Raw genomic sequence first — 19,293 nt, forward strand, 5'->3', positions numbered from 1 at the left:
GACGATGTTTGCTGACGTCGCCACGCGCGCCTACGATCCTGCACAGCGCAAGCCCGCAGATGGCGCTACGGCGGCCGATCTCGCGAGCCGGATGCCGAGGCTGGTGGCGCGGGCGCATGAGATCGCGGCGAGCCTCGCCTATGGCGTTCATGGCCGCAAGCGCGCGGGCGTCGGCGAGACGTTTTGGCAATACCGGCCATTTGCATCGGGCGAATCGGCGCATCGCATCGACTGGCGCCGCTCGGCGCGCGGCGATCAGCTCTATGTGCGCGAGCGTGAATGGGAGGCCGCGCACGACTATTTCCTCTGGATGGATTGTTCTCCCTCCATGGCCTTCGGCTCGTCTCTCGCTTCCGACGACAAGCTGTCCCGCGGCGTGACCCTGGGGCTGGCGCTCGCCGACGTGCTCGTTCGCGGCGGCGAGCGGGCGGCGGCGCTGGGCCTGACCGCGCCGATCTCGGCGCGCGACGTGATCGACCGGCTGGCGCGCGCTCTGGCTGACAACGCAACGGAGGCGGCGCGCGACGAGCTTCCGCCGCAGGCGCCGCTCCGCCCCCGCGCCCGCGTCATTCTGATCTCAGACTTCCTCATCGATCCGGATGCGCTGGCCGCGCGCCTGCGGCGCTTCGCCGACGCCGGCGCCTCCGGCGCGGTGCTGATGGTGACCGATCCCAGCGAAGAAACCTTGCCGTTCTCCGGCGAAACCACTTTTCTAGACACCGACGGCGGCCCGGCCTTCTACGCAGGCGACGCGCGCAGCTTGCGCGCGGCCTATGCGCGCCGCTTCGAGGCGCATCGCGACGCCGTGCGCCGCGCGGCGCAACGCGTCGGCTTCATCTTCCTGCAGCATCGCACCGACAGGCCAGCCTCCGAAGCGGCGCTGGCGCTCGCTATGGGATTGCTCGGAGCGGATGGAGTCAGCTTCGAGGAGCGGCGCTGATGTTTTCCTTCACCGCGCCGCTCGCGCTGTTTGGTCTCATCAGCCTGCCGATGATCTATTGGCTGTTGCGGGTCACGCCGCCGCGTCCGCGCGAGATCGTCTTTCCGCCGACGAAAATTCTGCGCGAACTCAAGCCCGACGAAGAGACGCCGGCAAAAACCCCTTGGTGGCTGATGGCGCTGCGGCTAGCGCTCGCCGCCGCGTTGATTTTCGCGATGGCGGGACCGGTCTGGGCGCCGAGCGGCGTCGTCGCGTCCACCGCGCCGACGCTTGTCATCCTCGACGACGGCTGGACGGCGGCGCCGACATGGGAGCGACGCCTTGCGGGGGCGGCGTCGATCATCGAGTCGGTCGCGCGCGCCGGCGGACCGGTCGCGGTCGCGCTTGCGTCAGAATCCGCGGCGCCGGTTCCAGGCGACGGGCCGCGCGCGATGGAAAAATTGCGCTCGGCGCGGCCCAAGCCATTTCTGCCGGACCGCAAGGCGATCGGCGAACAGGTCACGGCCTTCGCCCACGGCCGTAAGGCGCGCATCGTATGGATCAGCGACGGCGTCGCGCAGGGCGACGCCGCAGGCTTCGTGCGCGCGCTGAAAGAGTCGGGCGCGAGCGCCGTCGAGATTTACGTCGAAGACCATGCGCCGCGCGCGCTCGCCGCGCCGACAAATGATGCGGCCACGCTGAGCGTCGATGTGCTGCGCATCGGCGACGACGCGTCGGCGGTCGTCGACGCGCTTGACGCGAAAGGTCGAACGGTCGGCCGAGCCGAAGTGGATTTTGGCGGCGCGCGGCGCGTTCGAGGGAAAATCGAACTGCCGGTCGAACTTCGCAACGAGGTGAGTCATCTGCGCATCGAAGGAGAAAACTCCGCCGGCGCCGTCGCGCTTCTTGACGCGCGCTCGAAAGTGAAGCGCGTGGCGCTGATCGGAGGCGGCGCGGCCGATGAGGCGCAGCCGCTGCTCTCGCCGCTCTACTACCTGGAAAAAGCGCTTGCGCCCTTCGCCCAAATCCGCACGGCGCGTCCCGGCGTCGTGGATCCGGTGCAGGCGTTGCTCGCCGAACAGCCCAATATCATGGGGCTCGCAGATGTCGGGCTCGCGCCCGGCGAGACATTCGACGCGGTGTCGCGCTTCGTTGAAGAAGGCGGGACGCTCATTCGTTTCGCCGGGCCGCGTCTCGCCAACGCCGAGGATGGTCTGCTGCCCGTGCGCCTGCGCCGGAACGGCCGCGTGCTCGGCGGGGCCATGTCCTGGGAGGAGCCAAAAGCGCTCGCCGAGTTTGACGCCACCAGCCCCTTCTTCGGCTTGCCGGCTTCGAAGGACGTCACGGTGCAGCGGCAGGTGCTCGCCGAGCCCGATCCGGGACTTGCCGACAAGACCTGGGCCCGCCTGTCCGACGGCACGCCGCTCGTGACCGCGGAACGACGCGGGAAGGGGCTGATCGTGCTGTTTCACGTCAACGCCGACGCCAATTGGTCGAATCTGCCAATCTCGGGACTTTTCGTTGAGATGCTGAAACGGATCAGCGCCATGGCTGGAGAGTCGACGCCTGCGAGCAGCGAACGATCTGGCGCCGATCCGGCGGCTTTCGCGCCGATGCGCCTACTCGATGGATTTGGCGCGCTCGGCGCGCCGGGCCTCAGCGCGCAAAGCATTCCGCCTGGCTTCGACGGGCCTGCAAGCGCCGAACATCCGCCTGGGCTATACGGCTCGGGGGAGGCTTTCGTCGCGGTGCAGACCTTGCGCCCGACTGACGAGATCAGCGCTTTCGATTTCGCCGGCGCCGGACTGAGCGCGGACGTGTTGCGGGCCGGCGGCCAACTCGATTTGCGCGGGCCGCTGCTCGTCTTCGCTCTCGCCGCCTTCATCGCCGACGCGCTGATCGTTCTGGCGCTTGCCGGAAAGCTGCGGCTGCGGCCGCTGAGCGCCGCTACCGCGGCGCTTCTGGCGCTCTCCTGCGTAGCGGCGACGATTGATGAAACACGTGCGGAGACGGCGCCGAAATCCACCGCCACCCAGCGCGACAAGGACGCCGCGCTGACGGCGCGGCTCGCCTATGTGATCTCGGGCGACGCCCGCGTTGATGAAATATCGCGGCTGGGCCTCGAGGCGCTCACCCAGGCGCTGAATGCGCGCACCTCTTTCGCACCGGGCGATCCGGTGGGCGTCGATCCGGCGAAGGACGAACTCGCCTTTTATCCCTTGCTCTACTGGCCGATCGTCGCGAGCGCGCCGCAGCCGCCCGCGAAGACGGTGGCGAAAGTCACCGCCTATATGAAGCAGGGCGGCACAATCATCTTCGACACGCGAGACGCGCTCTCTCAACGTGTCGGCGGCGCGCCGAGTCCGGAGGCGCAATGGCTGCGCGACCTGACGAAAGGCTTGGACATTCCGCCTTTGGAAGTGACGCCGCGCGATCACGTCATCACCAAGACCTTCTATTTGCTTGATGGATTCGTCGGCCGTTACGCCAATGGCGAGACCTGGGTCGAGGCGCTGCCGCCGGAGCCGAAAGATCAGGCCGCGCGTCCGGTGCGCGCGACGGACAGCGTCTCCGCGATCGTCATCACCTCGAACGACCTCGCCAGCGCCTGGGCGCATGACAAACGCGGCCAGCCGCTGTTTCCCTTGACGCCGGGCGGCGCGCGCCAGCGCGAATTCGCGCTCCGCGGCGGCATCAATTTGGTGATGTATACGCTGACCGGGAACTATAAGTCGGATCAGGTGCATGTGCGCGACTTGCTGGAAAGGCTGGGCCAATGAGCGACCTCACGCTCGCCTTTTCGCCGCTCGTTCCCTGGTCGGCGCTGATCATTCTCGGCCTGCTTGGCGCCGGCGCGCTGGCGCTGATGGCGGCCAAACGCCAGCGGGGCGCGCCGCTCCGGGCGTTTGCTTTCGCCTTGCTGATTGCGGCGCTCGCCGACCCGTCGCTCGTGCGCGAAAAACGCGATCCGCAAAAGAGCGTCGTCGCGGTGGTTGTCGACAAGAGCGACAGCCAGAATTTCGGCGCGAGAAACGCGCAAACGGAAGAGGCGCGCAAGGCGCTCGACTCTGCGCTCGCCAAATTCGGCGACGTCGAGACGCGCACGATCACGGTGTCGAACGACGCTTCCGGCAATGACGGCACCAAGCTCTTCGGCGCGCTCGCCGAAGTTTTGAAGGACGTTCCGTCGGAGCGCGTCGGCGGCGCAATTCTTCTGACCGACGGCGTCGTTCACGATATTCCCGCCAAGGCCGAAGCGCTCGGCTTCAAAGCGCCCGTTCAAGCGCTCGTGACGGGGCATAAGGGCGAGCGCGACCGCCGCATCGAACTCGTCGAGGCGCCGCGTTTTGGCATCGTCGGCAAGGATCAGATCATCCGCGCCCGCGTCGTCGATCTTGGCGGCGACGGCGCCCGCATACCGATTTCAGTGCGCCGCGACGGCGAAGCACTGCCGACCTTCAGCCCCGTGCCTGGCGACATCGTCAGCATTCCGGTGCGCATCGAACATGGCGGACAAAATGTCGTCGAACTCGAAATTCCGTCAGCGCCCGGCGAGCTGACGCCGCTCGACAATAAGGCCGTGCTGACGATCGAAGGCGTGCGCGACCGGCTCAAAGTGTTGCTTGTGTCGGGCGAGCCGCATCCGGGCGAGCGGAGCTGGCGCAATCTCTTGCGCGCCGACGCCAATGTCGAACTGGTGCATTTCACCATTTTGCGGCCGCCGGAGAAGCTCGACGTCACGCCGGCGAGCGAATTGTCGCTGATCGCCTTTCCGACCGCCGATCTCTTCGGGAAGAAAATCAACGAATTCGATCTCATCATTTTCGATCGCTATTCGAGCCAAACGACGCTGCCCTCGATCTATTTCGAGAACATCGCCAATTACGTCGAGAATGGCGGCGCCTTTCTCGCGGCTGTCGGCCCGGATTACGCGACCTTGCGGGGCCTCTATTACTCGCCGCTCGAAAACATTCTGCCGGCGCGCCCTGACGGCGCGCTCATTGAACAGGCGTTTCGCGCCCGCGTCAGCAAGGACGGCGAGAAGCATCCGGTGACGCGCGGCCTCGCCGGCGCCAAATCCGAGCCGCCGAATTGGGGCGAATGGTTCAGGCAGGTCGACGCCAATGTGGTGAAGGGCGACTCGATCATGTCGGGCGTGCACGACAAGCCGCTGCTGGTGCTCTCGCACGAAGGCAAGGGCAGGGTGGCGCTGCTGCTCTCTGACCAGATTTGGCTCTGGGCGCGCGGCTATGAAGGCGGCGGCCCGCATGTCGATCTGACGCGCCGCCTGGCGCATTGGCTGATGAAGGAGCCGGATCTCGAAGAAGAGGCGCTGCGCGCTTCCGCGCATGGCCGCGAGATCAGCGTCGAGCGCCAGACAATGAAGGAGCGACCGGCGCCGGTGATGGCGACGGCGCCGTCCGGCGCGCGCGACGAGATCGCCGTCGCGCAAGGCGAGCCGGGACTGTGGCGCGCGCGTTTCGACGCCAAGGAAATGGGTCTGTGGCGCTTCCAGAGCGAAGGCCTCACCGCGCTTGTGAACGTCGGCCCGCCCAATCCGCGCGAGTTTCGCGAAGTGGCCTCGACGACGGAGAAACTGCAACCGCTCGTGGAAGCGACCGGCGGCACGGCGCGGCGTTTATCGAACGGCGGCGCCGACACGGTCTCCATGCCGCGCGTCGTCGAATTGCGCGACGCCAACCGCTATGGCGGCTCGGACTGGATCGGGATCAGACAGACCGGCGCCTCGACGCTCGTCGGCGTCGAAATCGCGCCGCTTGGTCTGGGGCTTTGGGCGATGCTGGCGCTGGTCGGCGCCGTCGTCGCGGCCTGGGGCTGGGAGGGGCGGCGGTAGATTTGGGCTCCACCACCCGTGGCTCTCAAGCTGCTCAGGTGATGGGACCCCACTGGCCGCTTCCCCCGCCGATGCCCGCAAATGGCACTCCTCCGCCTTGGAACATGCCATATGTCTGACCGCCGCGAATAAGATTTAAGTTGGCCCATGCCGAAACAAAATTGCATTCAAAATCGCTTTGACCTGACAAATCTGAAAGGTTGTTATAGTAAAATGTTCCTCCTGCTACCGAAAGAAAACCACCGAACGCACCCCAGCCAGAGCCTTTGTACTCCAATCCAAGAAGTGGCAAATCCAATTTAACATAGATATGCACTAGAATGGCGGTCGGGACGAGGGTAGCAGGAGTACTGTATTTGAAAGCAGCGACATTTGGCGTCTCCGTGCGGCGCGCTCCCAGCGTGTTGTCAGTGAATTTCGAGAGACATGTTTTCAGCCATGCCTTGTCGTCGATGGCGTCGAACAGCGCTCTCACGGACTCTTCCGACGCAGCGGCGTCAACCCGTCGGAAATACTTCAAAAAACTTGAAAATAATTGATCGTCGCTATCAGTCATGTGAGCGCTCCAAAATGAAAATATGACCGCTTATTTTGCTAATTATCCTGATTTTTGATGAGTTTAGCAGCACCGCAATCTTAATCAAGGCTGCTGTGTTTCCCACAGGAACCCGTCGTCCTGCTTATGAATAAGCCTTTCAAAAACGAACGATGCGGAGCAAGTTCTTCTCCTGAACGCACGAAATGACACGTGGGGATGCAACAGCGCGTGATCTAATAAGGCTCCCATTGTTACTCTCGGAGCGATTCGCTTGCCCACCTACCGCTCAATAGGCCTCATGTCCGGCACGTCCATGGACGGCGTCGATGTCGCGTTGATCGAAACCGATGGCGACGCCGCCGTCGTCTTCGGACCGACGGGGCACTACCCCTATAGCGACGCCGACCGCGCGCTGCTGCGCAACGCGCTCGCCGAAGCCGCGACGCTTGAAGATCGCGACGCGCGGCCCGGCGTTCTCGCCTTCGCGGAGCGCATGGTGACCGACCGCCACGCCGAGGCGGTCGAGGCGTTGTTGCGGGATCATGAGATCGACCCGGCAAGCGTCAATATCGTCGGTTTTCATGGCCAGACGGTGCTGCACCGTCCCAAGCAAAGGCTCACGATCCAGATCGGCGACGGGCCGGCGCTCGCCGCGCGTCTCGGACTCGACGTGGCTTATGATTTCCGCGCCGCCGACATCGCCGCCGGCGGCGAAGGCGCGCCGATTGTGCCCGTGTTCCATCGCGCACTTGTCCTCGCCGGCGGCATGAAGGGTGAGGTCGCGCTGCTCAATATCGGCGGCGTCGCCAACGTCACTTATGTCGCGGACGGCGAGGAGCCGATCGCCTGCGACACGGGGCCCGGCAATGCGCTCATCGACGATCTGATGCTTCAGCGCACCGGCGCGCCGATCGACCGGCACGGCCATATGGCGGCGCGCGGCCGCGTCAATGAAGCGACGCTGCTGAAGATGCTGGCGCATCCCTTCTTCGATCAGCCGCCGCCGAAATCGCTCGACCGCAACGCCTTCGCGCTTGATGCGGTCGCCAAGCTCTCGACCGAGGACGCCGCCGCGACGCTGACCGCCTTTACGGCGTCTTCCGTGCTGCGGCTTTTTCCGCATCTGCCGACTCAGCCGCAACTGCTGATCGTCTGCGGCGGCGGCGCGCGCAATCCGATCCTCGTGCGCGAACTCGTCATGCGCCTGCCGTGCAAGGTGACGACGGCCGACGCGGTCGGATGGTCAGCGGATTCGATGGAGGCGCAGGCCTTCGCCTATCTCGCCGCGCGCGTGCTGGAAGGACTGCCGCTCACCTTCCCGACGACGACCGGCGCGCCTCAAGCCATGTGCGGCGGCGTGCTGGCGCGAGCGGCCGCGTAAGCGTCATAGATCGCAGCGTCATTCCCCTATGGATTCCCGATCGCGCTTCGCGCGTCGGGGATGACAATGAAGCGTCAGTCGCCCCGCGCGGGAATGGCGATCCTCGGCGGATTGCCGAGACGCCTGTCGAGATAGGCGTCGACATGCGCGATCAGCGGCTCGATCCTGTTCTCGAAGAAATGGTTCGCGCCCTCGACCACGGCATGTTCGATAAGAATGCCCTTCTGCGTCTTGAGCTTCTCGATGAGCCCCGTCACTTCCTTGAGCGGCGCGACGCGGTCCTGGTCGCCATGAATGAAGAGGCCCGAAGAGGGGCAGGGCGCCAGGAAGGAGAAGTCAAAACGATTTGCCGGCGGCGCGATCGAGATAAACCCTTCGATCTCAGGACGGCGCATCAGCAGCTGCATGCCGATCCAGGAGCCGAAGGAGACGCCCGCGATCCAGCAGGCGCGCGCTTCCGGATTGACCGCCTGCGCCCAGTCGAGCGCAGCCGCCGCGTCGGAAAGTTCGCCCGAGCCATGGTCGAAGGCGCCCTGCGAACGGCCGACGCCGCGGAAATTGAAGCGCAGCACGGAAAAACCACGCTCCGCGAAGGCGTAGTAAAGGTGATAAACAATCTGATTGTTCATCGTGCCGCCGAACTGCGGATGCGGATGCAGAATGATCGCGATCGGCGCGCCGCGCGTGGCGGACTGATGGAACCGGCCCTCGAGCCTGCCGGCCGGACCGGTGAAGATAACCTCGGGCATTCGGAATCCCTTGCGAAACTGGCAGGCGCGCCTTCTACCACGCGGGCTACTGTAAAATGCAAGGAAATTCGGCAGATCCCGGGCCGCGGCGAAATTTCGCCGCGCCGACCAAAGGAATTTGCGCTCACACCCGTCAATAGTCTCGACGGGATCGAATAACGGGGGCGACTTGCCGGGCGAAGACACCGACGGCGAATTGGCGCGACGGGCGGCCGCCGGCGAGGCTGCCGCTTTCGCCGTGTTGGCCGAGCGCCATTACGACCGGGTCTATGCGCTCGCGTGGCGCTGTTGCGGCGCGCGCGCTGAAGCGCAGGACATCGCTCAGGACGCAATGGTGAAGATGGCGATGGGGATGAGCGCCTTTCGCAACGACTGCGCCTTTACGACCTGGGCCTATCGCATCGCCTATACGACCGCGATCGATCACATCCGGGCGCGGCGCAAAATTGTGGCGCTGGAACCGGCGCGCATGTCGGCGCTCGTGGACGGCGCCGACGGCGACACCCCAGAGGATGAGATGATGGGGCAGGAACTCTGGCGCGTGGTGCGCGCCCTGCCGGATCAACAACGCGACGCCGTGCTGCTCGTCTATGCGCAGGACCTGTCGCATGGCGAGGCGGCGGCGCTGATGGGTTGTTCGGAGAAGACCGTGTCGTGGCATCTGCATGAGGCGCGCAAGCGCCTCAGGAACATGCTGGAGGTTTTGTGACGCTGCGCTTTTCGAAAACTCGCGCGAGTGTGACGATCCGGGCATTCCCCTCCCCACGCTTTAGCGGCGGGGAGGGGCTAGGGGTGGGGGGCGACTCCGTCCCGTGCGGACGTCCTTTTGCCCCCCACCCGGTTCGCTTAGCGAACCACCCTCCCCGCCGCTACGTGGGGGGAGGGTTGGTCACGGGCTGGCTGTTGGCGCAAGGGGAGACGGCGTAGTGGCCGAACACGACCATCTCTCAAAGCTCAAAGACGCGCCGATCCCGCCGCCCGATGGCGAGGCGAAGCGCCTAGCGCTCGCAGCGGCGATGGCCGCTTTTGAGAAAGGCGCGGCCGAGACCCAAGGATCGGCCGCGCCGCAACGTCTCAGTCACGCATCCTCTCCAACGGAAGGGAAAAGAAAGATGCGTCAGACGTTCTATTTCAACCGCGCGCTCGCGGCCTCGATCGCCGCGCTGATGATCGGCGCGCCCGCCGCCTTCATGCTCTCGCGCAACTATGCGCCGGGCGGCGGGAGCATATCCAATCCTGTTGGCCCCATCTCGCCGGCGGCCGAGGTCGCCGTAGCGCCGCGCATGGAGGCTCCGGCGGCAATCCAGCCCGCTCCCGCGCCCTCGGCCTCTGTCGCAGGAGAAGAGAGAGCGAAGACGGCGGGCGCGCTCGGAGGTCGACGCGACGGCCTTGTTGCGCCGCCGCCTCCGCGCCTCGCCGGTCGAGACGGCGCCGCGCAGCGGCTGTCGCGATCTATTCAGCCCGCGAAACCGGTCGCCGTGATGAACGCAGAAGGCGTCCGGCCGCCGATGTCGGTTGATACGAATGTCGCGCCTGAGAGCGAATTTCGCGACAGGTTCGAGTCAAAGGAGACGAACCCCGTCAAGTTAGCGGCGACGGACCCCGTCTCGACCTTCTCGATCGACGTCGATGCCGCCTCCTACGCCTTCGCGCGCCGCGCGCTCAACGCCGGGCGCCTGCCGCCGAAAGATTCGGTGCGGGTCGAGGAGTTCGTCAATTACTTTCCCTACGACTATCCGAAGCCCGAAAGCGCGCAGACGCCATTCAAGCCGACGATCACGGTGACGCCAAGCCCGTGGAACGCCGGCAATCGCCTCGTGCATGTGGCGATACAGGGCTATGCGCTGCAAAGCGCCGAGCGCCCGCGCGCCAATCTCGTGTTTCTGATCGACGTGTCGGGCTCCATGTCGCCGCAGGATCGGCTGCCGCTCGTCAAGAACGCGCTGCGGATGCTGGTCGACGAGTTGAAGCCTGAAGACACGGTCGCGGTCGTCACCTACGCTTCGGGCTCGGGCGTCGCGCTCGAGCCGACGAAGGTCGCCGACAAGGCCAAAATTCTCGGGGCGATCGACGCCCTCGGCGCGGGCGGCTCGACCGCCGGCGCGCAAGGCATTCAGGACGCCTACCGCCTGGCGGAGAGCAACTTTGACAGGTCGGCGGTCAATCGCGTGATCCTCGCCACCGACGGCGATTTCAATGTCGGCGTCACGGATCAGCGCGAATTGAAGGGGCTGATCGAAAGAAAGCGCGAGAAGGGCGTTTTCCTGTCGATACTCGGCGTCGGCCAAGGCAATTACAACGACGCGCTGATGCAAGCGTTGGCGCAGAACGGCAATGGCGCGGCGGTCTATGTCGATAACCTCAACGAAGCGCGCAAAGCGCTGGTTGAGGAAGCGTCGTCGACGCTCTTTCCTATCGCCAAGGACGTTAAAATCCAGGTGGAGTGGAATCCGGCTCGCGTCTCAGAATATCGCCTGATCGGTTATGAAACCCGCGCGCTGCGCCGCGAGGATTTCAACAACGACAAGGTGGACGCAGGCGATGTCGGCTCCGGTCACCGCGTCACCGCGATTTACGAGATCACACAGGTCGGCGCCGAAAAGAAGCTGGTCGACGATCTGCGTTACGGCAAGAAGACGCCGGCGCCGGTCTCGGCGCAGGGTGCGGAAAGCGAACTCGGCTTCCTCAAGCTGCGCTACAAGCTGCCGAAGGAGGAGGCCTCACGGCTTATCACGCAGCCGATCGCCGAATCGCCAAGCATTGAAAGTATCGCGCGCGCGTCGCAGGACGTGCGATTCTCCGTCGCCGTCGCGGCCTTCGCGCAGCTGCTGAAAGGCGCGCCCTATCTTGGCGATTACAGCTACGACGATGTGATCGCGCTGGCGCAGAGCGCCAAGGGCGACGATCCGTTCGGCTACCGCGCGGAATTCGTCAATCTCGCGCGGCTGGCGAAGTCGGCGCGGCCGTAAGCCGGCGCGTGACGCCTTTCCGAAAGGAGCGGCGCAGGCACGAGAACGCGCCTGCGCCGCCGCGCTCTGCTATAATGCGGCAACCGAAATCGAGGCCCATGTCCGCCCGCGTCTATCTCGACCACAACGCGACATCGCCGCTGCGCCCGGAAGCGCGGGCGGCGATGCTCGATGCGCTGGAGACGCTCGGCAATCCTTCCTCCGTCCATGCCGAGGGCAGGGCGGCCAAGGCGCTGCTCGAAGACGCGCGGGCCGCGGTCGCGCAAGCGATCGGCGCGGAGCGGCGCAGCGTCGTCTTCACCAGCGGCGCGACAGAGGCGGCGAATCTCGCGCTTACGCCGGCGCTTCGCCGAGAGGGCGACGAAGCGCCAATAGAGGCATTGCTGATCGGCGCCGGCGAGCACCACTGCGTCTTGCAGGGGCATCGCTTTCCGCCCGACGCGGTTGAAACCCTTCCGTTGACCCCGGAAGGCGTCATTTCGCTCGACGCGCTGGAAGAGGCGCTCGTGCGGCGCTCCGGCAGTCGCGTGATGCTCGCGCTGCAGGCCGTCAACAATGAAACCGGCGTCATCCAGCCCGTCGCCGAGGCGGCCGCGCTGATCCATGCGGCGAAAGGCGTCCTTGTCTGCGACGCCGTGCAATCCGTCGGCCGACTGAAGACGACATTCGCGACGACCGGCGCGGATATAATGTTCTTTTCCTCACATAAGCTGGGCGGGCCCATGGGCGTCGGCGCGCTCGCCTTTCGTGATGAGAGCCTGCATCTGGAGGCGCCGGCGCTGCGCGGCGGCGGCCAGGAATTCGGCCGCCGCGCGGGGACGGAGAATGTCGCCGGAATCGCCGGCTTTGCAGCGGCGCTGACGGCGGCGACCGCCGATTTGGCAGGAGAGGCGTCTCGACTCGCAGATTTGCGCGACGCGTTGGAGCGGCAAGTCTTGAAAGTCGCGCCAGACGCCCGATTCTACGGTTCAAGGGCGCCGCGCGCGCCAAACGCCAGCGCTTTCTCGCTTCCCGGCCTCGCCCCACGCACAATGTTGATGGCGCTTGACCTAGAGAATGTCGCGCTTTCAGCAGGCTCAGCCTGTTCTTCAGGCAAAATGACGGCGTCGCACGTGCTTGCGGCAATGGGCGCGGCTGAAAGGGAGGCGCTGAGGGCCAGTTTCGGTTGGTCTTCGACGCAAGAGGATGTAGAACAGTTCGGAAAGGTTCTTGCACGTGTCGTGGATCGCATGCGGTCCCGGCATTTCGCCGCCTAGTCGACGCCTAAGAGGGCGCCAACGCGCAGGCGGCGGCGGAACGATCGGCCGGCGGGCCTTGAACCCGTCGTGACGAGGAGAAGGACAGATGGCGGCTCGTCAGGAGACCGTTGCGCGCGTCGAGTCAATCGACGTCGACGCCTATAAGTACGGGTTTTCGACCGATATCGAATCGGAAAAGGCCCCCAAAGGGCTGAATGAAGACATCGTTCGTTTCATCTCGGCCAAGAAGGGCGAGCCGCAATGGCTTACCGACTGGCGCCTCGACGCTTACCGGCGCTGGCTGACGATGCCTGAGCCGCGCTGGGCGCGTGTTCACTATCCCCGCATCGACTTCCAGGACCTCTATTATTACTCGGCGCCGAAATCGACGCCGGGCCCGAAGTCGCTCGACGAGGTCGATCCCGAGCTGCTGCGCACATATGAGAAGCTGGGCATTCCGCTGCGCGAGCAGGAGATTCTCGCCGGCGTCGAAACGCGCCGCGTCGCCGTCGACGCGGTTTTCGACAGCGTATCCGTCGCGACCACCTTCAAGGCGGAACTGGCCAAAGCCGGCGTGATCTTCTGTCCGATTTCCGAGGCGGTGCAAACGCACCCGGAGCTCGTGCGCAAATATCTTGGCTCGGTCGTGCCGGTGACCGACAATTTCTACGCGACGCTGAACAGCGCGGTCTTCTCCGACGGCTCCTTCGTCTATGTGCCAAAGGGCGTGCGCTGCCCGATGGAGCTTTCGACCTACTTCCGCATCAATGAGCAGAATACGGGACAGTTCGAGCGCACGCTGATCATCGCCGACGAAGGCTCGTATGTGAGCTACCTCGAAGGCTGCACGGCGCCCAAGCGCGACGAAAACCAGCTTCATGCGGCCGTGGTGGAGCTCGTCGCGCTCGACGACGCCGAAATCAAATATTCGACGGTGCAGAACTGGTATCCCGGCGACAGCGAGGGCAGGGGCGGAATTTACAATTTCGTCACCAAGCGCGGCGATTGTCGCGGCCGCAACTCGCATATTTCCTGGACGCAGGTCGAGACGGGTTCGGCGATCACCTGGAAATATCCGTCATGCATCCTGCGCGGCGACGGCTCGCAAGGCGAGTTCTACTCGATCGCGGTGTCGAACGGCTATCAGCAGGTCGACAGCGGCACCAAGATGCTGCATCTCGGCAAGAACACCAAAAGCCGCATCATCTCCAAAGGCATCTCGGCCGGACGTTCGCAGAACACTTATCGGGGCCAGGTTTCCGCGCATCGTAAGGCCGATGGCGCGCGCAATTTCACGCAGTGCGACAGTCTGCTGATCGGGCCCAACTGCGGGGCGCATACGGTTCCCTATATCGAATCGAAGAATCCGAGCGCGCAGTTCGAGCATGAAGCGACCACGTCGAAGATTTCCGAAGACCAGCTGTTCTACGCCATGCAGCGCGGGCTTTCGGCGGAAGAGGCGACGGCGCTGATCGTCAACGGCTTCGTGCGCGACGTGCTGCAGCAGCTGCCGATGGAGTTCGCGGTCGAGGCGCAGAAGCTGATTTCGATCTCGCTTGAAGGAAGCGTGGGGTGATGCGCACGTTGCACATTTCTCTTCCAGAGGAATTGGAGTCCGAGCTTGCTGCTGCGGTCGATTCCGGCGAGTTCGAGTCCGAGAATGACGCCATTCGCGCCGCAGTCGCACAGTGGCGCGCTGAACGCCTTGTCGAGCGGATGAGCGTGGATGAATTGCGAAGACTATGGCGTGAAGGCGTCGAAAGCGGCTCCGGGCGTTTCGGCGAGATCGATGAAATCAAAGCCGAGGCGCGCCGTCGTCATTCACAGAGCTAATTCTCCATGCGCATCGTTCGAACGGCGCGCGCGGAACAGGACCTAATCGAGATCTGGTCTTATATCGCAAATGAGAATGAGACCGCGGCGGATTGGACGTTGGATGCGCTGGAAAGGAAAACGAGATTGTTGGGCTTACATCCGCAAATCGGACGAGAGCGACCGGACATCGGCAAAGGCGTGAGAAGCGCGATAAGCGGCGCCTATCTCATCCTGTACCGGTTACTCGAGGACCGCGTGGAAGTGGTTCGCTATGTGCATATGAGACGACGGCTCGAGGGGCTGAATTGATGCTCGAAATCAAGGACCTCCACGTCTCCGTCGGCGAGCGGGAAATCCTCAAAGGCCTGACGCTCAGCGTTAAGGCCGGAGAAGTCGCGGCGATCATGGGGCCGAACGGGACGGGCAAATCGACGCTCTCCTACGTCATCGCCGGGCGCGAAGGCTATGAGGCGACGACGGGCGACGTGCGGCTCAACGGAGAGAATATTCTCGAACTCGATCCCGCGGAGCGGGCCGCCAAGGGCGTCTTTCTCGCCTTTCAATATCCCGTCGAGATCCCCGGCGTCGCGACCATGACGTTCCTCAAGGCGGCGCTCAACGCGCAGCGCCGCGCCCGCGGCGAGCCGGAATTGCAGACGCCGGAGTTCATGAAGCGCGTCAAGGAGGCCGCGGCGTCGCTCGGCATCGCACAGGATATGCTGCGCCGGCCGCTGAACGCCGGTTTTTCGGGCGGCGAGAAGAAACGGATGGAAATCCTGCAGATGGCGCTCCTGCAGCCGCGTCTCGCGATCCTCGATGAGACGGATTCGGGGCTCGACATCGACGCGCTGCGCGTCGTGGCGGACGGCGTCAACGCGCTGCGCTCGCCCGAGCGCGCCGTCATCGTCATTACCCATTATCAGCGCCTGCTTGAATATATCAGGCCAGATTCTGTGCATGTGATGGCGCAGGGGCGCATCATGCGGTCGGGCGGTCCGGAACTTGCTCTGGAGCTCGAGGAGCGCGGCTATCAGGATTACATCGCGCAAGAGGCGGCATAAGCGATGATCAAGCTGGCGAGCGAAGCGGAAGCGACGCTTTCCTCCTTTTATGAAGAGATGCGCGACAAGGGCGCGCCGCGTCTGCGCGCGGCCGGCTGGGCGTCATTCTCCGAGTCTGGCGTGCCGAACCGGCGCGTGGAGTCATGGCATTACACGGACCTGAAAACCGCGATGGGCCGGCCGGCGCCGCTCGCCACCGCCTCCCGCGCCGCATTGTCGCTGCCGCGCGCGCATGATTCTCTGCGGCTCGTCACGCTCGATGGCGTTTTCCGGCCAGATCTTTCGGACATCGCGCGGCTCCCCGATGGCGTCGTCGCGCAATCGCTGCGCGACGCGCTGGCGCAGGGCGAGCCGCATGTCCTGTCAGCGCTCGCCAGCGCCGATATCGGCGCGCAGGACCCGATCCTCGCGCTCAATGCGGCGCTGATGCAGGACGGCGTCGTCATTCAGATCGCGCCGGGCGCTGCGATCGACCGCGCGATCGAACTCACGACGTTGGCGTCGGCGGAAGCCGCGCAATCGACCTATACGCGCGCGCTCGTCATGCTGGGCGCGGGCGCGCGAGCGACAGTGATCGAAACTCTAGGAGCGCTTTCGTCGGCGCCGGCGCAGGACAATAGCGCCCTCGTGCTTCGCTTGGCGCCAGGCGCGCGCCTCGACCTCGTCACTCATTTCTCGGGCGGCGTCGATCAGGCGATCCGCGTCGCGTCGCTGCTCGCGCATCTCGACGCGGGGGCCATGATCAATTCCTTCGCGCTGATCGAAGGCGAAGGGTTGAACCGAAGGCAGATCTTCGCGCGCCTCGACGGCGAGAACGCGAAGGCGGTCTTTAACGGCGCGACCTTGGGACGCGGCCGCTTGCACGCCGACACGACCCTCATCATGGATCACGCAAAACCATGCGGCGAAAGCCGGGAGGTTTTTCGTAATATCCTCGATGACCAGAGCGTCGGCGTGTTTCAGGGCAAGGTTATCGTGCGTCCGGGCGCGCAGAAGACGGACGGCGTCATGCAGTCGAAGGCGCTGTTACTCTCCGAGCAGGCGGCGATGAACAACAAGCCGGAGCTCGAAATCTTCGCCGACGACGTGCAATGCGGCCATGGCGCGACGTGCGGCAGGCTCGACAAGGATCAGTTGTTCTATCTCACCGCGCGCGGACTGCCGCGCCGCGAGGCCGAAGCCTTGCTTATCGAGGGCTTCGCCAATGAGGCGATGGACGCAATCGAGGATGAGCAGTTGAGGGCGTTTCTCAGCGATCGCGTCAGCGCGTGGCTTTCTAGAAGGATCAGCCGATGAACGAGATTACCCGCATTCAGACGGCTTATGACATTGAAGCGGTTCGGGCGGATTTTCCCATTCTTTCCGAGCGCCCTTATGGGAAGCCGCTTGCCTATCTCGACAACGCCGCCTCGGCGCAAAAGCCGCGCGCCGTGATCGATCGGCTGACGCATTTCTACGAGCATGAATACGCCAATGTGCATCGTGGACTGCATTATCTCGCCAACGCCGCAACCGAAGGCTATGAGGGCGCGCGCGAGACGCTGCGCCGCTTCCTCAACGCCGAATCGACGGACGAGATCATTTTCACCCGCGGCGCGACCGAAGCCTTGAATCTGGTCGCGGCTTCCTTCGGCCAAGCGCATATCGGCGAAGGCGACGAGATTATTCTGTCGATGATGGAGCACCACTCCAACATCGTTCCCTGGCATTTGCTGCGCGAGCGCAAGGGCGCCGTGTTGAAATGGCTGGAGGTCGATGACGACGGCCGCTTCGACCTCGAAGCTTTCGAGAAACTGTTCACCAAGCGCACGAAGATCGTCGCGCTCACGCATATGTCGAATGTGCTCGGCGCACCGACCCCGATCGCCGAGGTCGCCCGCATCGCCCACGCGCATGGCGTGCCGCTGGTCGTCGACGGCTCGCAAGGCGCTGTGCATCTCGATGTCGACGTGCGTGCGCTCGACGTCGACTTTTATGTGGTGACCGGCCACAAACTTTATGCCCCGACCGGCATCGGCGCGCTTTATGGCAAGCGTAAATGGTTGGAAGCGTTGCCGCCGTTCTGCGGCGGCGGCGAGATGATCGAAACGGTGACGCTCGAGAGCGTCACCTATAACACTCCGCCGCACCGGTTCGAGGCGGGCACGCCGCCGATCGCGCAGGCGGTCGGGCTCGGCGCGGCGCTCGACTATATGGAGCGCATCGGCCGGGACGCGATCCGCGAGTATGAAGCGGGACTGACCGCTTACGCGCATCAAAGACTGTCGCAGATCGAGGGGCTCAGAATTTATGGGCGGGCGCCGGATAAGGGGCCGATCCTGTCTTTCGACATGGCGGCGGCGCATGCGCACGACATCGCCACGGTGATCGATCGTTCCGGCATAGCTGTGCGCGCCGGGACGCATTGCGCCATGCCGCTTCTTTCGCGTTTGGGCGTCACCTCCACCTGTCGCGCATCCTTCGCGCTCTACAACACGCGCGAGGAGATCGACCGGCTGGCGGAAGCGCTCGAAAAGGCCCGCTCTCTTTTCGCCTGAGGAGAATTTCGTGTTCATGAACGATGCTCCCAATACGAGCGAAGCCCAGCGCTCCGCGACTGCGGACCGGACGTCTCAGGCCATTGAAAATGAGCGGCTGACGAACGACATCGTTAAGGCGCTCAAGACCGTCTACGATCCTGAAATTCCCGCTGACATTTATGAGCTTGGCCTCATCTACCGGGTCGACATCGCGGAAGAAGGCTTCGTCGAGATCGACATGACGCTGACTGCGCCAGGCTGCCCGGTCGCCGGCGAAATGCCGGTGTGGGTTAAAAATGCGGTGAGCGCAGTGCCTGGCGTCAGCGAGGTGAAGGTGAACATGGTGTTCGATCCGCCTTGGGATCAAAGCCGAATGTCGGACGAAGCGCGCGTCGCGCTCGACATGTGGTGAGCGGACACGCCTAGGGGAACGATTTTGCGATGACATCCATGCAGAAGATGAGCGTGATGAACGTCAGCCCCGCCGCGGCGGAGCGGGTCCGTGGCCTGCTTGCGAGCGGCGCGGAAGGGAAGGGGCTGCGGGTCTCCGTGGAGAAGGGCGGGTGCGCCGGCATGTCCTACAAAATGGAGATCGCTGAACCCAAGCGGGGCGACGAGGTCATCGACATCGAGGGCGGTCGGGTGATCGTCGACGCTGCGGCGGTGCTCTACCTGCTCGGCACGACGATGGACGTGAAGACGACGCAGTTCTCCTCGACCTTTGTGTTTGAAAACCCCAATCAGACGTCGGCCTGCGGCTGCGGCGAGAGCGTCGAGCTGACGCCGGCCGACCCGGAAAAGGTCGGCGCCGCGTCGCAGATGGGGAGTTCCTGATCGCGTCGAGGCCGCCATGGACCGCGCGCGTATCGAGGAGGTTTTCGCGCCATTTGCCGCTGTGTCCGTCAAGCGCATGTTCGGCGGCCACGGCGTTTACGCCGATGGCCTCTTCTTCGCCATTGAGGCCGGCGGCGAAATCTACCTGAAGGCCGATCGGCATAGCGCCGCGCGGTTTCAAGAGGCGGGCTCCCGGCCTTTCGTTTACCAAGGCAAGGACCGACCGATCAAGATCTCCTATTGGAGCCTTCCGGACCAGGCGCTCGAAGACGCCGACGAACTGGTTCGATGGGCGAAGTTTGCGGTTGAAGCCGCGCGCCGGGCAGGCCCGAAACGGCGGATTCCGGCCGCGGAGAGGCGCAAGGCGTCACATTCCGCTGAAAGAGACTGCTAACAAGCCGATAAGCATTTGAAA

The 19,293-nt window shown here is 64.5% G+C and carries 18 protein-coding genes; 16 read left to right on the forward strand and 2 right to left on the reverse strand.

Annotation, left to right across the window (positions count from 1 at the left end):
* The first annotated feature begins 4 nt into the window (after positions 1-4).
* Genes EHO51_RS06725 through EHO51_RS06735 form a run of 3 tightly spaced genes read left to right on the forward strand, consistent with a single transcriptional unit; the run spans position 5 to position 5,774 of the window.
* The gene (locus tag EHO51_RS06725; protein ID WP_124740069.1) at positions 5-940 is read left to right on the forward strand and encodes a DUF58 domain-containing protein; all 936 of its coding nucleotides are present in this window, start codon (positions 5-7) and stop codon (positions 938-940) included.
* Positions 940-3,699, forward strand: a complete 2,760-nt coding sequence (locus tag EHO51_RS06730; RefSeq protein WP_124738254.1) for a DUF4159 domain-containing protein — start codon at positions 940-942, stop codon at positions 3,697-3,699. Before EHO51_RS06725 ends, EHO51_RS06730 begins: the two co-directional genes overlap by 1 nt.
* The gene (locus EHO51_RS06735) at positions 3,696-5,774 is read left to right on the forward strand and encodes a hypothetical protein (RefSeq protein ID WP_124738255.1); all 2,079 of its coding nucleotides are present in this window, start codon (positions 3,696-3,698) and stop codon (positions 5,772-5,774) included. Before EHO51_RS06730 ends, EHO51_RS06735 begins: the two co-directional genes overlap by 4 nt.
* Before the next feature lie 34 nt (positions 5,775-5,808).
* On the opposite strand, the gene EHO51_RS06740 is transcribed toward EHO51_RS06735, so the two are convergent.
* Positions 5,809-6,330, reverse strand: coding sequence for a hypothetical protein (locus EHO51_RS06740; RefSeq protein WP_124738256.1), 522 nt, complete (start codon positions 6,328-6,330; stop codon positions 5,809-5,811).
* A 253-nt stretch (positions 6,331-6,583) separates the two neighbouring features.
* On the opposite strand from EHO51_RS06740, the gene EHO51_RS06745 reads away from it, so the two are divergent.
* On the forward strand, positions 6,584-7,693 hold the full coding sequence (locus EHO51_RS06745; protein WP_124738257.1) for an anhydro-N-acetylmuramic acid kinase: 1,110 nt from the start codon (positions 6,584-6,586) through the stop codon (positions 7,691-7,693).
* 74 nt (positions 7,694-7,767) lie between these two features.
* Here the strand turns inward: EHO51_RS06745 and EHO51_RS06750 are convergent, their stop codons facing one another.
* Positions 7,768-8,442, reverse strand: coding sequence for an alpha/beta hydrolase (locus EHO51_RS06750; protein WP_014889742.1), 675 nt, complete (start codon positions 8,440-8,442; stop codon positions 7,768-7,770).
* A gap of 169 nt (positions 8,443-8,611) precedes the next feature.
* Here EHO51_RS06750 and EHO51_RS06755 point away from each other — a divergent pair, with 169 nt between their 5' ends.
* The 12 genes from EHO51_RS06755 to EHO51_RS06810 all read left to right on the forward strand — a co-directional run bounded on the left by EHO51_RS06755 (position 8,612) and on the right by EHO51_RS06810 (position 19,272).
* Positions 8,612-9,151 (forward strand): RNA polymerase sigma factor, encoded by a 540-nt coding sequence (locus EHO51_RS06755; RefSeq protein WP_124738258.1) that lies wholly within the window; start codon positions 8,612-8,614, stop codon positions 9,149-9,151.
* A gap of 217 nt (positions 9,152-9,368) precedes the next feature.
* On the forward strand, positions 9,369-11,411 hold the full coding sequence (locus tag EHO51_RS06760) for a vWA domain-containing protein (RefSeq protein ID WP_124738259.1): 2,043 nt from the start codon (positions 9,369-9,371) through the stop codon (positions 11,409-11,411).
* 98 nt (positions 11,412-11,509) lie between these two features.
* Complete coding sequence (locus tag EHO51_RS06765) at positions 11,510-12,667, forward strand: cysteine desulfurase family protein (protein ID WP_164479358.1); 1,158 nt, start codon at positions 11,510-11,512, stop codon at positions 12,665-12,667.
* A gap of 88 nt (positions 12,668-12,755) precedes the next feature.
* Complete coding sequence (gene sufB / locus EHO51_RS06770) at positions 12,756-14,225, forward strand: Fe-S cluster assembly protein SufB (protein ID WP_124738261.1); 1,470 nt, start codon at positions 12,756-12,758, stop codon at positions 14,223-14,225.
* Positions 14,225-14,482, forward strand: coding sequence for a ribbon-helix-helix domain-containing protein (locus EHO51_RS06775; RefSeq protein WP_124738262.1), 258 nt, complete (start codon positions 14,225-14,227; stop codon positions 14,480-14,482). The genes sufB and EHO51_RS06775 overlap by 1 nt, the downstream gene beginning before the upstream one ends.
* Positions 14,483-14,488: 6 nt before the next feature.
* Positions 14,489-14,773, forward strand: a complete 285-nt coding sequence (locus tag EHO51_RS06780) for a type II toxin-antitoxin system RelE/ParE family toxin (RefSeq protein ID WP_124738263.1) — start codon at positions 14,489-14,491, stop codon at positions 14,771-14,773.
* Entirely contained in the window at positions 14,773-15,525 is a 753-nt protein-coding gene (gene sufC / locus EHO51_RS06785) for a Fe-S cluster assembly ATPase SufC (protein ID WP_124738264.1), read from the forward strand. The genes EHO51_RS06780 and sufC overlap by 1 nt, the downstream gene beginning before the upstream one ends.
* A gap of 3 nt (positions 15,526-15,528) precedes the next feature.
* Positions 15,529-16,821, forward strand: a complete 1,293-nt coding sequence (sufD, locus tag EHO51_RS06790; RefSeq protein ID WP_124738265.1) for a Fe-S cluster assembly protein SufD — start codon at positions 15,529-15,531, stop codon at positions 16,819-16,821.
* The gene (locus EHO51_RS06795; RefSeq protein ID WP_018408297.1) at positions 16,818-18,062 is read left to right on the forward strand and encodes a cysteine desulfurase; all 1,245 of its coding nucleotides are present in this window, start codon (positions 16,818-16,820) and stop codon (positions 18,060-18,062) included. Before sufD ends, EHO51_RS06795 begins: the two co-directional genes overlap by 4 nt.
* Before the next feature lie 16 nt (positions 18,063-18,078).
* Positions 18,079-18,456, forward strand: coding sequence for an SUF system Fe-S cluster assembly protein (locus tag EHO51_RS06800; RefSeq protein WP_124738266.1), 378 nt, complete (start codon positions 18,079-18,081; stop codon positions 18,454-18,456).
* A 29-nt stretch (positions 18,457-18,485) separates the two neighbouring features.
* Positions 18,486-18,878: a HesB/IscA family protein gene (locus EHO51_RS06805; RefSeq protein ID WP_124738267.1), complete on the forward strand. Its 393-nt coding sequence runs from the start codon at positions 18,486-18,488 to the stop codon at positions 18,876-18,878.
* Between the two features lie 16 nt (positions 18,879-18,894).
* Positions 18,895-19,272 carry a TfoX/Sxy family protein gene (locus EHO51_RS06810; protein ID WP_124738268.1) on the forward strand — a complete coding sequence of 126 codons (378 nt, stop codon included), beginning with the start codon at positions 18,895-18,897 and terminating at the stop codon, positions 19,270-19,272.
* The last annotated feature ends 21 nt before the right edge of the window (positions 19,273-19,293 follow it).

The organism is Methylocystis rosea (genome assembly GCF_003855495.1).
GTDB classification, from domain to species: domain Bacteria; phylum Pseudomonadota; class Alphaproteobacteria; order Rhizobiales; family Beijerinckiaceae; genus Methylocystis; species Methylocystis rosea_A.